Here is a 15327-nt window from a genome sequence, read left to right on the forward strand (position 1 = left end):
CGGCTCGGCGCCAACGGCGTCGGACCGGCCTCTTCCGCTTCCCGGGATCGGGGGCCGTGTCACATGTGCGGCGGCCGGTCCGTCAAGGTGATGAGCGGGAACAGGCCGCACACGAAAGAGCGCCGGCGGGCCGGATCGTAGAAGGCCCGCGAGGGAGGACACGAGTCATGGACGACAAGCACACCGCGGCGGCCGCCGGCGAGGAACCGGGCGACCGGGCGGACCGGGAGTGGCTGGCCACCCGCTTCGAGGAGCAGCGCGGGCAACTACGGGCGGTCGCCTACCGGATGCTCGGCTCGCTGAGCGAGGCGGACGACGCCGTCCAGGAGGCATGGCTGCGGCTGAGCCGGTCCGGCGTGGACGGGGTGGAGAACCTGGGCGGCTGGCTGACGACCGTCGTCGGCCGGGTGTGCCTGGACCAGCTCCGCACCCGGCGGGCCCGGCGCGAGGACCCGTTCGAAGGGGGAGTGCACGTCCCCGAGCCGGTGGTGAGCCGGGTGGAGGGACCCGACCCGGAGCAGGAGGCGCTGCTGGCGGACTCGGTCGGCCTGGCGCTGCTGGTCGTGCTGGAGACCCTGACGCCCGCGGAACGGCTCGCCTTCGTCCTGCACGACATGTTCGCCGTCCCCTTCGACGCGATCGGCCCGATCGTCGACCGCACCCCGGCCGCCGCCCGCCAACTCGCCAGCCGGGCCCGCCGCCGCGTCCAGGGCACCGCGCCGGTCCCGGACACCGACCCGGCCCGCCAGCGCGAGGTGGTGGACGCCTTCCTCGCCGCCTCGCGCGGCGGGGACTTCGACGCGCTGCTGGCCATCCTGGACCCGGACGTGGTGCTGCGCGCCGACGGCGGGGCCACGGCGCCGAACGTGACGAAGCTGGTCCGCGGCGCGACGGCGGTCGTCGCGCAGGCGAAGCTGTACTCCAAGGTCGCGTCGTTCGCCCGGCCGGCGCTGGTCAACGGGGCGCCGGGGCTGGTCAGTCTGCGGGAGGGGCGGCCGTTCTCCGTGATGGGCTTCACCGTCGTGGACGGGAAGATCGTGGAGATCGACATCCTGGCCGACCCGGTGCGGCTCGCCGCGCTGAACCTGACGTTCCTGGACGAGTGAGGGCATACGGCCGGCGCGTCCCCGGAGGGCTCAGCCGCCCCCGTACGCGGCCAGCGTCCGGTCGATCGCCGGGGCGAGGAAGGCGCGGGTGAGTTCGGCGCGCCGGGCCGGCCAGTCGGCGCGGTGGGCGTCGGGCGCGCCTGCCGCACCGGCCGCGCCGGCCGCGTCCGGCGACGGGGGCGTGGGCCTGGGCGTGGGGCCGTAGCGCCGGTGTCGGATGTCGGCGAGGACCTGCGCCGGCGCGCCCAGGCCGGCCAGGACGGGCAGCGCCCGACGTTTGCTGATCAAGGTGCCGTTGCGCAGGGTCACGGTCGCCCGGGCCAGGGTCAGCAGCCCGAGGTCCACCCAGATGTCCCGCAGCCAGTATTCCGGGTGGCCCAACGCGGGCCGCCAGAACGCGCGCAGGTCGGCGAGGACGAAGGCGGTCAGTCGGGCGTCGCTCACCGGGGGCAGGAGCCCGGCCGGGCCGTCGCCGTACAGGACCAGGCCGAAGGTGTGGAGTTCGCGACGGGTGACCGGAGTGAGCGGACGGAGCATCAACTCCTCGTGTGCCCAGGCGAGATGGGGATGTGCCGGGTCGTCCGGCGCGGTGACGTCGGGGTAGGCGCAGTGCAGCGCCCGGGCCGCCGGGCCGCCGGTCGCGGCGAGCCGGCGGTGCAGGCCGGCCAGGTCGTCCTGCTCCTGCGGTGTGGCGGGACGGTCGAGGAGCGCGATCAGGTCGAGATCGCTGCGGCCCTCTTGGTAGTCGCCGCCGGCGAGCGAACCGTGCGCCCAGAGCGCCCGCAGCGGCACCCGGTCCCGAAGCCCCGTCAGAAAGGTGCGGAGCAGGGCGGCGGTGGCCGGCGGTGTCGGTTCGTGCGCGTCCGTCGCCAGCCGCATCGCCGCCTCCTGTCCCGGCCGCCGCGGCGGCGGCCGTCCCGGGTTCCGTTCCCCGGCCCGAACCGGCCCGAACCGCCGTACGGCGGTTCGGGCCCGAGCGGAGCGCCGTCGTCCGCCCCTAAGGCGGCGGCTGTCCTGAAGCCGTCGGCCACCGCGCACAGTGGCCGGGCCGGGTCATGCCCCCTCCAACCCCAGCCGGACCACCCGCACGATCTCCTCGTCGGTCAGGCCCAGGTGGCGGGCCTCGGCGATGAGGCGCTCGGCGGCCTCGCCGACGCGGGCGCGGGCCGGCGCGGCGGCTCCGGTGACCACCGCACCGCGACCGCGGCGGAGTTCGATCAGCCCCTCCTCCTTCAGCCGCTGGTAGCCGCGCAGCACGGTGTGGACGTTGACGCCGAGCGAGGCGGCGAGCGCGCGGGCGGCGGGCAGGCGTTCACCGGCCCGGACCGAGCCGTCGGCGATGGCGCCGCGGACCGAGGCGGCGATCTGGTCGCCGAGCGGCACGGACGAGCCCGGGTCGACGCGGAACAGCACCTCAGCCTCCTTCTCCGGACCGCCTGCGGTCGAGATACGTGGTGAGCAGCGCGGCGGCCGTTGCGGAGTCGTCGACCGTCACCACGAACTCCCGGCCCGTGGTGAGCTGCAGCACCACCCCCTCGCCCGAACGGAGCAGCAGGCCGCTGCCGCCGGGCCGGATGCGGTACCCCCAGCCACCGTACTCGGCGAGCGTGGCGATCCGGCGGCTGGACGCCTCCGCCACCTTGTCCAGCGGTATCCGGTGCAGCGGGACCGGCAGCAGGGTCGGGGTGAGGATCAGCCCGCGCCGGTCGACGGTCACCCGCACGGAGCAGTGGACCGCGACCGCCAGGCCGCCGAGGAGCATGCCCCCGCCGCCGACCCAACCGGCGGACACTCCGAGGATGATCCCGAGGCAGGCCATCGCACCGGCCAGGACGGCCATCAGTGGCGAGCTGACGGTGCGTGACCAGCCGGCCCGGACACCGGGGGGCAGGTCGAGGCGGCGCACGGGCCCGGCGGGCGGACGGCGTTCTGCCGGGTCGGCGCCGGCGAGCAGCCAGCCCAGACCGCCGGCGGCGACGCCCGCCCCCAGCCCCACGGCTACCTGCCAGAAGGGCAGTCGGACCGTGGACACGGCGGCCTCACCGGTGTTCCCGAACAGGATCAGGGCCGCCGGATAGCCGAGGGCGACGGCCGTGAAGTAGCCCGTAGCGACCAGCAAACGCCCGCTCTGTGCGGGCATCCGGAGCTGGACCAGGCCGCCGATGCCCGCGCCGAGGACGAGCAGGGTCACCAGGCACGCCCACAGGAAGCCCTGCGCCGAGGAGTAGCCGTCGGGCCGGCCGTCCGAGGCGAAGTGGGTGGCGAGCCGTTCGGGCAGCCGGCCGGCGACGCACGCGTAGATGCCGCCGAGGGTCACGGTGACGAGGATGAACGGTAAGGCGGATATCCAGCCCCGCCGGCGGGTGTTCGCGGGCGGGGCGGACGGCACGGATCGCATCATGGCAACCTCCAGTTGTTTGCATAGTAGTAGAACAAACCATGGAAGGCCTACAGATCTGCCAATAACGCACCCATCTCATATCTGAGATACGGTCACCCCATGGCAGACGACTACCTCGTACGCATCGGCAGGCTCATCCGTGACGCCCGGCAGCACCGTGGCTGGACACAGACGCAGCTCGCCGAGGCGCTCGGCACCAGCCAGAGTGCGGTCAATCGCATCGAGCGCGGCAACCAGAACATCAGCCTTGAGATGATCGCCCGCATCGGAGAGGCCCTGGACAGCGAAATCGTCTCGCTCGGGTACGCGGGACCGATGCATCTGCGGGTGGTCGGCGGGCGTCGACTGTCCGGCAGCATCGACGTCAAGACGAGCAAGAACGCCTGCGTCGCGCTGCTGTGCGCGACGCTGCTCAACGCGGGCCGCACAACCCTGCGCCGGGTGGCCCGCATTGAGGAGGTCTACCGCATCCTGGAGGTGCTGGGCAGCATCGGCGTCCGCACCCGCTGGATCAACGACGGCAACGACCTGGAGATCGTGCCGCCGGCCCAACTCGACCTGGCCGCCATGGACTTGGAGGCGGCCCGGCGCACCCGCAGCGTCATCATGTTCCTCGGCCCGCTGCTGCACCGCATGGACCACTTCAAGCTGCCGTACGCGGGCGGCTGCGACCTCGGCACCCGCACCGTCACGCCCCATATGACCGCACTGCGGCACTTCGGCCTGGAAATCACCGCGACCGACGGCACCTACCTCGCCGAGGTCGACCGCAGCGTCGCCCCCAAGCGCGCCATCGTCCTGACCGAACGCGGCGACACCGTCACCGAGAACGCGCTGCTGGCCGCCGCCCGGCACGACGGCGTCACGGTCATCCGCAACGCCTCGTCCAACTACATGGTCCAGGACCTGTGCTTCTTCCTGGAGGAACTGGGCGTCCGGGTCGACGGGATCGGCACCACCACCCTCACCGTCCACGGGGTGGCGAAGATCGACCGCGATGTGGACTTCGCGCCCTCGGAGGACCCGGTCGAGGCCATGAGCCTGCTGGCCGCCGCGGTCGTCACCGAGTCGGAACTGACGATCCGTCGGGTCCCGGTGGAATTCCTGGAGATCGAACTGGCCGTCCTGGAGGAGATGGGCCTGGACCACGAGCGCAGTGCGGAGTACCCCGCCGACAACGGCCGCACCCGGCTCATCGACCTGACGGTCCGCCCCTCCAAACTCCAGGCCCCGCTCGACAAGATCCACCCCATGCCCTTCCCGGGCCTCAACATCGACAACGTCCCCTTCTTCGCGGCCATCGCGGCCAGCGCCCAGGGCCAGACCCTGATCCACGACTGGGTCTACGACAACCGCGCCATCTACCTCACCGACCTCACCCGACTCGGCGCCCAGGTCAAACTCCTCGACCCGCACCGCGTCCTGGTAGACGGCCCCACCCGCTGGCGCTCCGCGGAAATGATGTGCCCCCCGGCACTCCGCCCCGCCGTCGTCGTCCTCCTGGCCATGATGGCCGCCGAGGGCACCTCGGTCCTGCGCAACGTCTACGTCATCAACCGCGGCTACGAGGACCTCGCGGAACGCCTCAACTCGATCGGCGCACAGATCGAGATCTTCCGGGACATTTGATAAGAGAATGCCGCCGCACCCCTTCTGACCTGCAAGGAAGCGGGTCAGAAGGGGTGCGGCGGCACCCGTGGGACTTCTCTGGGACTTTGCGTCTTCGGCGGGGCTCCTAAAGGCCCGGCGCAGGCGCGCTGCCTTCCGAGCCGAGGCTATGCAAAGAGCGCGTCGATGGCGGCGCGCCCCCGTGCGCCCGCGCGGGGCAGGAAGTGGGAGTACTTCCGCAACGTGAACCCCGGATCGGAATGGCCCAGCCAGCGCGCCAGCGAGACGACCGATTCCCCGGCCTCCAGTTCCTCGGAGGCGTAGAAGTGGCGCAGGGCGTGGAAGCCGTGCTCCCGGGACGGCTCCCACACACGGGACCCATCCGGGGCCGTCTCCGGCAGCGGAGCGATCACGCCCGCCTTCGCCAGCGCCGGCTTCCATACATAGGAGTTGAAGTAGTTCCTGTTGATCGCCTTCCGCTCGCGTCCCGCCACCAGGAGGCTGTACGTCCTCGGCCGCCGGTGTTTGGCTTCCACCGGTGTCTCAGCGGGACGCGGGTCGTCCCAGGGCAGGGTGACCGGCACTGGCGCGATGACCTCCATGTGCCGCCGGACGGCCCGAGCCACGCTTGAAGGCAGTGGCACGTCGCGGACCTTGCGTCCCTTGGGCAGCGCGAAGCACAGCTTCGCCCGCACCATCTTGACTTGACGCCGGACATGGACGACTTCCTTGTCGAAGTCGATGTCCTCCACGCTCAGCCCGAGCGCCTCCCCTTGTCGGAGTCCCAGACCCGCACCGAACTCCACGAGGAGCCGGTAGCGTTCCGGCATGACCGCGCGTACCGCCAGCACCCGCTCGGGCGGCCACGCCTCGACCCTCCCAGGTGCGGCGGCCGGCGGACCGATCGTGCTGGATCGGCACGGGTTGCGCCCGAGGCGGCGGTCCTCGACGGCAGCTTGGAGGACGCTGGACAGCGTGGCCCAGACAAGACGGATCGAGGTCGGACCGAGGTCTTTCTCCAGCCGCTTCTTCCAGTGGCGCAGCACTTCCGTGCCGATGCCGTTCAGCGGCTGTGCACCGAGGTGCGGAACGATGTGACGGCGCACCCTCTGCTCGATGCGCTCGATGGTGGACGGGTCTCCGCTCTGCGTGGGCCACCAGTGCGTCTCGATGTACTCCTTGAGGGAGATGGCCCCGTCGCGCGGATCGACGAACTCGCCTCGACGGGCGTCGGTCTGGGCCTGGGCAAGCCATGTCTTGGCGTCCTGGCGTGTGTCAAAGGAACGATCCTTGACTCCGGGGATGCCCTTGACGCGGTAGCGAGTGCACTTGCCGTACATGGTCGTGCGTTCGCGCTTACCGGTCGCCAGGTTGGGGCGCTTCTTCAGCCATCGGTCTTCTATGTAGCCGGCCAGGTGGAACTCCTTGACGAAGGTGGATGGAGACGGTGCTCCAGGACGCTTCGAGCGTCAGGCTCTGGAGAGGTGGGCGGACCGCTCCTGGGGACGGGTGTTCAGCGGGTTCAGGAAAGTGTTGGACCGCGAGTCGGCCTGCTCCTGCTCACGGATCCACGCGTCGAGGGCTTCCAGCCGGTACATCACGCGGCCGCGTGGACCCATGCGGAAGCTCGGCGGTCCCTGCCGCCGGTGGCGCCAGACGTAGAGGGTGTGGGGCGAGAGGCCCAGGTACTCGGCGGCGTCCTTCACGGTCAGGAACGCCGTGCGTACGGCCCCCGGGGAAGCGGGAGCAACGGAAGGGGCAAGCAACGGTTGTGCAGGCATGGGCGGTTCTCTGTGAGGTGCGGGAGGGAGTAGACCCGGGTGGGCGAAGAACCGGTTCTCCGCCCGCCCGTTACCTGTGAGATTTCGGGGACAGGCCACGGCTCGGCGCCCCGCTACGGGCGGCGCGCAGCCGCCATCGGCTCGCTCGGCACAGCAGGAAGACGGAGGGCTGCTGTGAGGCGGCCCCAAGGGATCTCAGCCGGCGTCGGCTTCCGCAGACAGTGCGCGAAGCGTTCGGCGAGGCGGGCTGCGCTCATGCCGGCGCACTCGGCCACTGTGACGATGTGCGCTGCGGTCTGGTCACCGTTCCGCAGCCATGCCGCGATGCAGGCGTCGCGCAGGGCGGAGACGTTCCTGCCGAGCGGCGAGTCGATTTCGTGTGCTGCCAGCACCGCTGCCCGCGCCTGCCTCCAGACCTCCTGGTAGACCGGGGCGGTCAGCGGTCGCCCGTCGTCGAGGACGAATATCGCGTCATCGTGGCGGAGATCGCGCCGGGTGACCTCCGCCTTCAAGAGCGCTACCAAATCCGGGCCTGCGGGAACACTCCGTACAGCGCCCGCACCGTCGGTTTCCTCCACTCGGCGCTCTTGCCTCTGAGGGTGGATCAGCAGGACGCCACTGCCGTCGTCAGCCAGTTCCATGTCTCGGACGCGTAGGGCCAGTGCTTCCTTCGGCCGCAGCGCCGCGAGAGCGATGGACGCCAGAAAGGCCCGCAGCACGAGTCCGTTCCGCGACTGTTCGGCGACCCAGTCGAGGATCGAAAAACACTGCCGACCGGACAGAAGAAACGTTTCATCATCAGCAACTACGGCCATGGGCAAGCTCCTTTGGGTAAAGCGAGGGGGTAGACACAGCAGCCGAGTCGCCCGCACGTGAATCGCGCGGCGACCGAACCTCACCAATGGTCTGGAGAATCGCCGGTTTGGCCAACCGGCGATCTCGCGCTATGTTGCGCCACCCCCACGCTCACGGCCTCTGGGTCAGCGTGAAGAGAACCGGCTGCGCGTCACCGCGGCTTCCAAGGACCGCTCTAGGTTCACTTGCTTCGCCGCTCCATTCCAGTCCGTTCCGGACCTAATGCGTCTGCCGTCGGCGAATCAGCACGATGCCGCCCGAATCACGGAGGCCCACGCACCAGCACGCTCGCTTTGGATGCCCGAAACCTCCAGAACAGAGCAGGCGTCTTCTAAGCACTTGGCCGCAGGTTCGCGGCTGCCGGGACTATCACGACTAACCCCACCTCGCGCTTTCGTGCAGCGGACTGTCCGAATGCTGATCAAAAGCACGGAAAGTTCTCCTGACCTGCAGCGAGAGGACTTGCTAAGGATTCTGTTGACTACGAGGAAAGCAGCACTTCTCGACGACGGCCGAACCCTGATCCGCTGACGGCGCATCAAAAGTGACCCACTTGGTGATCCTCGTGGAGGACTGGGCAGAGATCCGTCGGCTGCACCGGGCCGAGCAGATGCCGATCCGGGCGATCGCGCGACACCTGGGCATCTCGAAGAACACGGTCAAGCGGGCCCTGGCCAGCGACCGGCCGCCGAAGTATGAGCGGCCCCCGAAGGGGTCGGTGGTGGACTCGGTCGAGGTGCAAATCCGCGAGTTGTTGCGGGAGACACCGACGATGCCCGCGACCGTGATCGCCGAGCGGATCGGTTGGGAGAGGGGATGACGATCCTCAAGGATCGGATCCGCGAGCTGAGGCCGGCTTATGTTCCCGTCGATCCGGTCTCCCGCACGACCTATCGACCCGGCGAGCTGGCCCAGTGCGACCTGTGGTCCCCAGAGGCACAGATCCCGCTGGGCTATGGGCTGACCGGTCGGCCTCCGGTGCTGGTGATGGTGTCGGGGTATTCGAGGGTGATCGCCGCGCGGATGCTGCCTTCGCGAAGGACTGGCGATCTGATCCACGGTCACTGGCGGCTGCTCTCGCAGTGGGATGCCGTCCCCAAGATGCTGGTCTGGGACAACGAGGCCGGCGTCGGCCGCGGACGTCCCACCAGCGAATTCGCCGCGTTCGCGGGCTTGCTCGCCACCAAGATCTATTTGTGTCGGCCGCGGGATCCGGAGGCGAAGGGGCTGGTGGAGAGGGCCAACGGCTACTTGGAGACCTCGTTCCTGCCAGGGCGTCACTTCAGCGGTCCCGACGACTTCAACACCCAGCTCGACGCCTGGCTGAAGGTCGCCAACCGGCGCGTCCACCGCAGCCTCGGGGCCCGTCCGGTCGATCGGTGGGAGGCGGACCGGGCCGGGATGCTCGCCCTGCCGGCGGTGGATCCGCCGACCTGGTGGCGGTTCTCCACCCGGCTCGGCCGGGACCACTACGTCCGCGTCGACACCTGCGACTACTCCGTCGACCCCGCCGCCATCGGTCACCACGTCACCGTGCTGACCGACAACGACGAGGTCATCGCCTTGACCACCGGCGGGGAGATCGTCGCCCGGCATGTCCGCTGCTGGGCCCGCCACCAGACCTTCACCGATCCCGAGCACGCCGAGACCGCGGCGATGATGCGGCACCAAGCCCGGCGTCGTCCGACGGGTCAGATCCAGGCCGTCGGCGCCGGCCCGCTGGTCGAGGTCGAACAGCGAGAGCTGGGCACCTATGACCGACTGTTCACCGTCATCGACGGCGGCGGCGACAAGGAGGCCAGCTGATGCCCCGCGCCCCAACACTCGACGGCGAATCCGTCCTGGCCCAGCCCGCAGGCAAGCCCCCGGCCGCCGGCCGTCGCACCAGCCAGCAGACCACCTCCGAGCTGACCTTCCTCGCCCGAGCCCTGAAGGCCCCGGCCCTGCTGGCCGCCGCCGACCGCCTGGCCGAACGGGCCCGCAAGGAGTCCTGGACCCACCCGGAATACCTCGTCGCCTGCCTCCAGCGCGAGGTCGCCGCCCGCGAATCACACGGTGGTGAAGCACGAGTACGCGCCGCCCGCTTCCCCGCGAACAAGACAATCGAGGAACTCGACGTCGCCTACTTGCACGGCCTGACGCGCGAACAACTCGCCCACCTGGGAACCTTGGACTTCATCGCGGGCAAGGAGAACGTCGTCCTCCTGGGCCCGCCGGGCACGGGCAAGACCCACCTGGCCACTGGCCTGGGCATCCGGGCCTGCCAGGCCGGCCACCGCGTCGCTTTCACCACCGCCGCAGAATGGGTCGACCGACTCGCTGCCGCCCAACAGGCCGGCAACCTCGCCGCCGAGCTGACCCGGTTGGGTCGCTATCCGCTGATCGTGGTGGACGAGGTGGGCGACATCCCCTTCGAATCGGAGGCCGCGAACCTGTTCTTCCAGCTCATCTCGAACCGTTACGCACGCGCGTCCGTGATCGTCACCAGCAACAAGCCCTTCGGACGCTGGGGAGAGGCGGCGAGACCGCGAATGCGGGCGCCGAGGCCGTCAGGCACCGCCTATTACCCAATGGAAACTTCGCCCTTTTTTGACACCTCAAAGTAGTCAGTGACTGGAAGTTCCAGTTTGAACACCATGCCGTGCTGCTTGCGTACGTCTGCCACGGCCCTGTGTGCTGGTTCACGCAGGCATCGGATAGTCGGCGGATCGGCCTTCAGGCATGGGTTGGGTTCTTGTACCAGTCTCCTCTGGGCCTCGCGTATCGCGTCCCAGGACAAGCTCTGTGACGAACTGAGTATCTGGGACGGTTCCGTTGCGTTGGGGCCCGAAGGGTTTGGGCCGTGCCCTTGGTAGTAGCCGACCAGGCGCTTGCGGTAGAAGTCGTGGTTAAACGGGATGGTCTCCCCGGGAGACCCGTTGGTGGCGGAGTGGTCGCCGGCTGTGAAGATGGCGTCTAGGACGTCTCCGATGTGGTGAGGGTGTGCGCCGTAGTAGGCGGTGAGGCGCAATGAGCAGCGAACCTTGTATTGATCGTCCCCGTTTGGGAAGAACAGTTGCTTCGCGGTTCCGCCTGAGCAGACGTCTTCCAGGGTGACCAGGGCCAGAGTGAGTGGGGTCTTCTTGTCGTAGGCGTCGACGATGGATCTCAGGCGTTTTTCGGTCTTCTTCCGTGCTTCTTCGGCCTGCGGGCTCCCGGCGAGGTCGCGTACCTCTTTGGGGGTGGTGGCACGGTTTTGGGAGGAGCAGGCGGTCAGGACGAATATGAGGAGGACGGAGAGAGCACCGAAGGAGCGTTTGATGACGCTGCTTAAGGAAGTTTTGGTTTCCTGTCTTTTCTTCGCTGTCATGTGGCCATTGTGGTGGTGTGATTGGCTGTGTCTACCCGTACGGGCAGACACATCGAGTACGGGGGCACCCCTGACGGTGCCCCCGCCGTGTGTTGGTGGGCATCGTTAGAGACCCATACCCGCCATGGTGCGTTGCAGGGAGTTCGCGTACAGGCTGGCCCCACCGATCTTGGGGTGGAACGACTGAGCGGAGGGGCCGTACTTGTTGAGCAGAGGAAGGTCCACTATCGGGTCATCGGAAGTGGTGAGGGTTTTCACGATCCCGTGAACTTGCTCTGGGTTACCGCATACGGCCTTACCGTCGAAGTCGTTCTTGGGGTTGGAGAACCAGACGGGTACGCCCTGTTGCTTGGCGTCCTCGGCCGCGCCTTGCATGGCGCCGGCGAGGGTATCGGCCGTGCTGTTGAGCCAGGCTGTGGAATCTTCGGTCAGGCCGATGGTGGGCAAGCCGATGATGCTGAGGTTGAGGCAGGAACCCTTGTCGGAGATCAGGGGTGGGTAGCCCATGAGGACGATCTTTGCGTGGGGGGCTAGCGCGTGGACCTGGTAGAGGGTCTGGGTGATGTCGGGGCGGACGATTTCGTTGATGATGCCGGGGGTTGCGACCTCAAGCGGTTGTCCGAGGAACTTGCGGTCCCGCCCTCCTACGTCATCGTCCGGCTTCTCAAACGTCTTGTCTTTGCAGTTGCCGTCCCCGAAGGAGACGAGGCATTTCGTGATGATGTCGGAGAAGCGGGCGTCGTTGCCGCCGATGGAGATGGTGACCAGGGTGGTGTTGTCGTCGAGGTACCCCTGTTGGAGCTGTGGGAGTTCGCCGCCATTTTTCTGGATCTTGCTCAGGACGTTGTATGTGCGGGCTCCGGAGCAGGCGATGAGGTGGTAGTCCAGGTTGACGTCCCAGTTGTCATCGAGGTATCCGACAGGCTGGGACTCGCCGGGAAGTGTGGCCAGCCGTGACCAGGCGTAGCGGGAGCGATGGCAGGCATCTCGGGACTTTTCGTCGTTCTTGTTGCGATAGTTGGTCTCGGGGTAGTAGTCGCGGTTACCTTCGGAAGCGCCTTCGCCCGATGAGTAGGAGTCGCCCATGGCGACGACCACGTTCTTCGGCTTGCCGGAGAGTGGCTGGAAGGCAACGGCTCCCCACGCGATGTCTTCGTCGGCGGTGCCGTCCGCGGTGACGTTGGACAGCGTTACCTTGGGCGTTCCGATGAAGTGGAATACACCGAGACTGACCCAGCGTCCTGCGCGTTGTTCGACGGCGCGCTCGGCGCTTTTGCTGTCTGTGTTGAGGACGCGGTACTTGGCCTGGCGGGTCTGAGCGCCTGTGTCCGGTAGGTGAACGAGGACGCGGGCCCACCCGAGGGCAGCCGGGTCGGTCCAGGTGCCTTCGATGGCCATTGGCCCGCCCTCGCCGCCGAGGTGGTCCTTATCGCGCGTGTGGGCGTACCAAAAGTGGCCGCCATAGCCGCCGCCGATCTGGTAGAGGTCTTCCTTTGCTTCGTACTGGTTGTCACTGTCGGGGTAGAAGTTGAATTGGAAGCTTCCCGATGAGGCGATTTGTCCGCAATCACCCCATGTGGGGGTGCCATCGGGGACGGAGGCGACGACGTGGGCTCCTGTAGGGGCTCCCCCACAAAGGGGCTGCCCGTATTGCAGTCGGTAGCCGCGGCCGGGCTCCGCGATGGGCGTTTGGTACTTGATGTGCTCGTTTCCGCACGTGGTGGCGCAGTCAGGCTTCCACGTGACGTTCGCCTGGTGCCACCAGTACTGCTCGTAGCACTCCTTGTTGGGGCAGTCCGGCGGCGTGCCGGGGTCGCAGTTGTTGTTTGTATTGCAGAAGGCGCTCAGGGGTGGGGAGACCGCGCTTCGGGCGGTGGTGGTGGTCCACCAGGCGGGGTAGAAGCCGGCGGTGGCGTAGCCGGATTCGCCGGGCCAGTCCTGCCGGCCGGAGGTGGCGTAGGAGAAGCCGGTGTCGATGGACCAAGCGGACCAGCCCATCACCTTCTCCTCATAGGGCCAATCCTGTGGGTGTGCGGCGTCCTTGATGGCCTCGGCACCGTCGACGTCGGTGTCCATGAAGGGGTGGCCCCAGCCCTTGGCGTAGACCGGGTTGGCGGGGTTGTTGTACCAGCCAAGTCCCCAGTGGCCGTGGTTGGCGCCGGCATCCGCGGGGGCGTTGAAGCCGAGGTTGTAGTTCCAGATGGCGGTGAACCAGTTCTCGACCCTGGAAGGGTCGTCGTTGTTCACAGTGATGTTTTGGCCGTCGGTGTGGACCTCGTTCCACTTGTCGGCCAGGATTTGGACTGCGGCGGCGATGTTTGTGGCGTAGTCGACGGCCACGGCTTTCTGCTTCTCGGGCGGCAGGTTGGGGATCTTGTTCCCGTACGGATCCGTCTTCTCGAATCCGTTGAGGCGCATTCCGTCGGTGACCTGGCCGACGCCGTATCCGCAGTCGGAGTCGTCCCAGTGGATCTTCCAGTAGGCGTTGGGGTCGTCTTTGCTGGCCTTGCGGCCGTAGTAGCCGTCCATGGCCGCGAGCGGGCTGCCCATCTGCCCTGGGACGGTCCCCTGTTCGGCTTGCCAGAGGTTGGATTCCTGAGCTAGGACGCCGAGAAGGACGTTGGCGGGAACTCGGCCTCCGCCTTTGAGGGTCGGCGGCGGGAACATGCCCTGCGGGTCGATAGTCCCGATGCCGATCTGGCTGCGGTAGCCGGTCTGGGTGAGGTAGCCGGCGCGCAGGTTGCCGCGCACGGCCATTCCGACGGCCCATTCCACCTGGTTGGGGGTGGGCTGGAGCGCCTGGGAGTGAACGTCGTTGCGGGAGATCGCACAGTGGCGGTCCGGGTCGGTGGGGTCGTGGGAAACACCGGCCGTGACCGGGGCGCGTGGCTTCTTGCCTGTCGTGGCCAGGGCCGGCGACGGGCGGGAGGCGGATACGCTGGCCGGCTTCTGGGTGACAGCCTGGGTCACGGTGGTGCCGGTCGTGGTGGCTGTCGAAGTCACTGTCAGGAACTGGTTGATGGGCCCGGCGTCTTTGGGAGCCTTGTCCCGCGCGGAACTCTCCTTGGTGAACCCCTTGCCCGCGTTTGCGATCCGCTCCAGTCCGGCTTTGACGCCCGGGGACAGGACGGGGGTGACCGCCAGCCGTCCTTGGGAGGAGATGCCGGAGGTGGCAGGAGCGTTCAGGGGCGTGACACCGGTATCGGTCGTGCTCGTCTTGCCCGTCGGGTGTCCAGTGAGGAACACGCGGGAGGCGCCCTGAGCGAGAGCGAGGTCGCCGAGGCGGCCGGTAGCGACTGTGGCTGGGCTTCCAGTGCCCTTCCACACCTTGGCGTGTGCTGTCTTGTCCCCGTCGCGTTCGATGAACGCCACGCCTGCGCCCTGTGTCGGGCGGAGGTCGAAGGGTACGCCGCCGGCTGAAGTGAGGGTCTTCGCTTTACCGGAACGGTCGAGGTGGATGAGACGGTTTCCGCGGGCGGCGACGGTGCCGTCGGCCACGGGAACAGCAGAAGTCACCTCACCGTCCGTTGTCACCTCTCCGGTTGTGCGCCCGTTAACGTTGACGGTGACCAACCGCGTGTGCATCCCCTTGATGTCGTTCATACCGCGGAAGGCGGTGAAGGCGGCGGTGTGGGTCTCGGGGTTGCATGTGGGGTCGAAGTACGCGAGTGAGGCGGTGAACGGCAGCTTGGTCACGGTGCCGGTCTTTATGTTGACAATGGCGGTGAAGGCTCCGCCTTGCATCAAGTCGGGCTTGTTCATGAACGTTCGGGGTGCGTAGACGGCCGCTACGTGGTCGGCATCCATGGTGCACTGGTTGCCGATCCAGGAGTCCGTGGGCATGCCGCGCTCGGCCAGGGTGGCGGCGGTATTCCAGTCGTACGCCTCGCCGCTGTGCGCGACAAGGATTTTGTAGCCGTTCGTGTCGGCGGCACCAATCACAGCCTGGTCTCGGCTGCTCTTCCAGCCGGGACCGAGGACCTTGTCGGGATTCCGCACGCCGCCGGCGGGAGCAGCAGTGTCGGTGGGCTGGGGTGCGGGGGTAGAGGCTGAGTGGGGCTTGGCGGTTGCGGGTGGGGCCTGTAAGAGCCCTAACAGTGTCGTGGGGGGGGGGGGGGGGGGGCCCCCCCCCCGGGGGCGTGGGGTCAACGGAAGTGTGGGTGCGTTTGATGTTGTGGTGGGGGGGGCAAGGAGGGGGGGGGGGGTGTCACTCCGGGGGTAGTAATC

11 protein-coding genes and 1 pseudogene are annotated in these 15327 nt (G+C 68.2%); 4 read left to right on the forward strand and 8 right to left on the reverse strand.

Features of this window, described 5'->3' with window-relative positions; translation table 11 throughout:
• Positions 1–167 precede the first annotated feature (167 nt).
• Complete coding sequence (gene sigJ / locus ACFVT2_RS16755; protein ID WP_390017888.1) at positions 168–1106, forward strand: RNA polymerase sigma factor SigJ; 939 nt, start codon at positions 168–170, stop codon at positions 1104–1106.
• A gap of 30 nt (positions 1107–1136) precedes the next feature.
• On the opposite strand, the gene ACFVT2_RS16760 is transcribed toward sigJ, so the two are convergent.
• The 3 genes from ACFVT2_RS16760 to ACFVT2_RS16770 form a co-directional block, all read right to left on the reverse strand.
• The gene (locus tag ACFVT2_RS16760; RefSeq protein WP_390017891.1) at positions 1137–1985 is read right to left on the reverse strand and encodes a nucleotidyltransferase domain-containing protein; all 849 of its coding nucleotides are present in this window, start codon (positions 1983–1985) and stop codon (positions 1137–1139) included.
• Between the two features lie 174 nt (positions 1986–2159).
• Complete coding sequence (locus tag ACFVT2_RS16765) at positions 2160–2519, reverse strand: GntR family transcriptional regulator (protein ID WP_390017893.1); 360 nt, start codon at positions 2517–2519, stop codon at positions 2160–2162.
• A gap of 1 nt (position 2520) precedes the next feature.
• Positions 2521–3507, reverse strand: a complete 987-nt coding sequence (locus ACFVT2_RS16770; RefSeq protein ID WP_390017896.1) for a DUF1648 domain-containing protein — start codon at positions 3505–3507, stop codon at positions 2521–2523.
• Between the two features lie 99 nt (positions 3508–3606).
• Between ACFVT2_RS16770 and ACFVT2_RS16775 the strand changes: the two genes are divergently transcribed.
• Positions 3607–5136 (forward strand): helix-turn-helix domain-containing protein, encoded by a 1530-nt coding sequence (locus ACFVT2_RS16775; protein ID WP_390017899.1) that lies wholly within the window; start codon positions 3607–3609, stop codon positions 5134–5136.
• Between the two features lie 146 nt (positions 5137–5282).
• On the opposite strand, the gene ACFVT2_RS16780 is transcribed toward ACFVT2_RS16775, so the two are convergent.
• The 3 genes from ACFVT2_RS16780 to ACFVT2_RS16790 form a co-directional block, all read right to left on the reverse strand.
• Complete coding sequence (locus tag ACFVT2_RS16780) at positions 5283–6455, reverse strand: tyrosine-type recombinase/integrase (protein WP_390017901.1); 1173 nt, start codon at positions 6453–6455, stop codon at positions 5283–5285.
• 129 nt (positions 6456–6584) lie between these two features.
• Positions 6585–6896 carry a helix-turn-helix transcriptional regulator gene (locus tag ACFVT2_RS16785; protein ID WP_390017904.1) on the reverse strand — a complete coding sequence of 104 codons (312 nt, stop codon included), beginning with the start codon at positions 6894–6896 and terminating at the stop codon, positions 6585–6587.
• A 113-nt stretch (positions 6897–7009) separates the two neighbouring features.
• Positions 7010–7711 carry a hypothetical protein gene (locus ACFVT2_RS16790; RefSeq protein ID WP_390017907.1) on the reverse strand — a complete coding sequence of 234 codons (702 nt, stop codon included), beginning with the start codon at positions 7709–7711 and terminating at the stop codon, positions 7010–7012.
• Between the two features lie 596 nt (positions 7712–8307).
• Here ACFVT2_RS16790 and istA point away from each other — a divergent pair.
• Both istA and istB read left to right on the forward strand, forming a co-directional pair.
• Positions 8308–9557, forward strand: a pseudogene (istA, locus tag ACFVT2_RS16795) (IS21 family transposase).
• Complete coding sequence (gene istB / locus ACFVT2_RS16800) at positions 9557–10357, forward strand: IS21-like element helper ATPase IstB (protein WP_390017909.1); 801 nt, start codon at positions 9557–9559, stop codon at positions 10355–10357. Before istA ends, istB begins: the two are co-directional and overlap by 1 nt.
• Here the strand turns inward: istB and ACFVT2_RS16805 are convergent.
• Both ACFVT2_RS16805 and ACFVT2_RS16810 read right to left on the reverse strand, forming a co-directional pair.
• Positions 10315–11100: a hypothetical protein gene (locus ACFVT2_RS16805; RefSeq protein ID WP_390017912.1), complete on the reverse strand. Its 786-nt coding sequence runs from the start codon at positions 11098–11100 to the stop codon at positions 10315–10317. The two genes, istB and ACFVT2_RS16805, sit on opposite strands and share 43 nt — an antisense overlap.
• Positions 11101–11205: 105 nt before the next feature.
• Complete coding sequence (locus tag ACFVT2_RS16810; protein WP_390017914.1) at positions 11206–15099, reverse strand: SGNH/GDSL hydrolase family protein; 3894 nt, start codon at positions 15097–15099, stop codon at positions 11206–11208.
• Between the last annotated feature and the right edge of the window lie 228 nt (positions 15100–15327).

This window comes from Streptomyces sp. NPDC058000, from assembly GCF_042886435.1.
Taxonomy (GTDB): domain Bacteria; phylum Actinomycetota; class Actinomycetes; order Streptomycetales; family Streptomycetaceae; genus Streptomyces.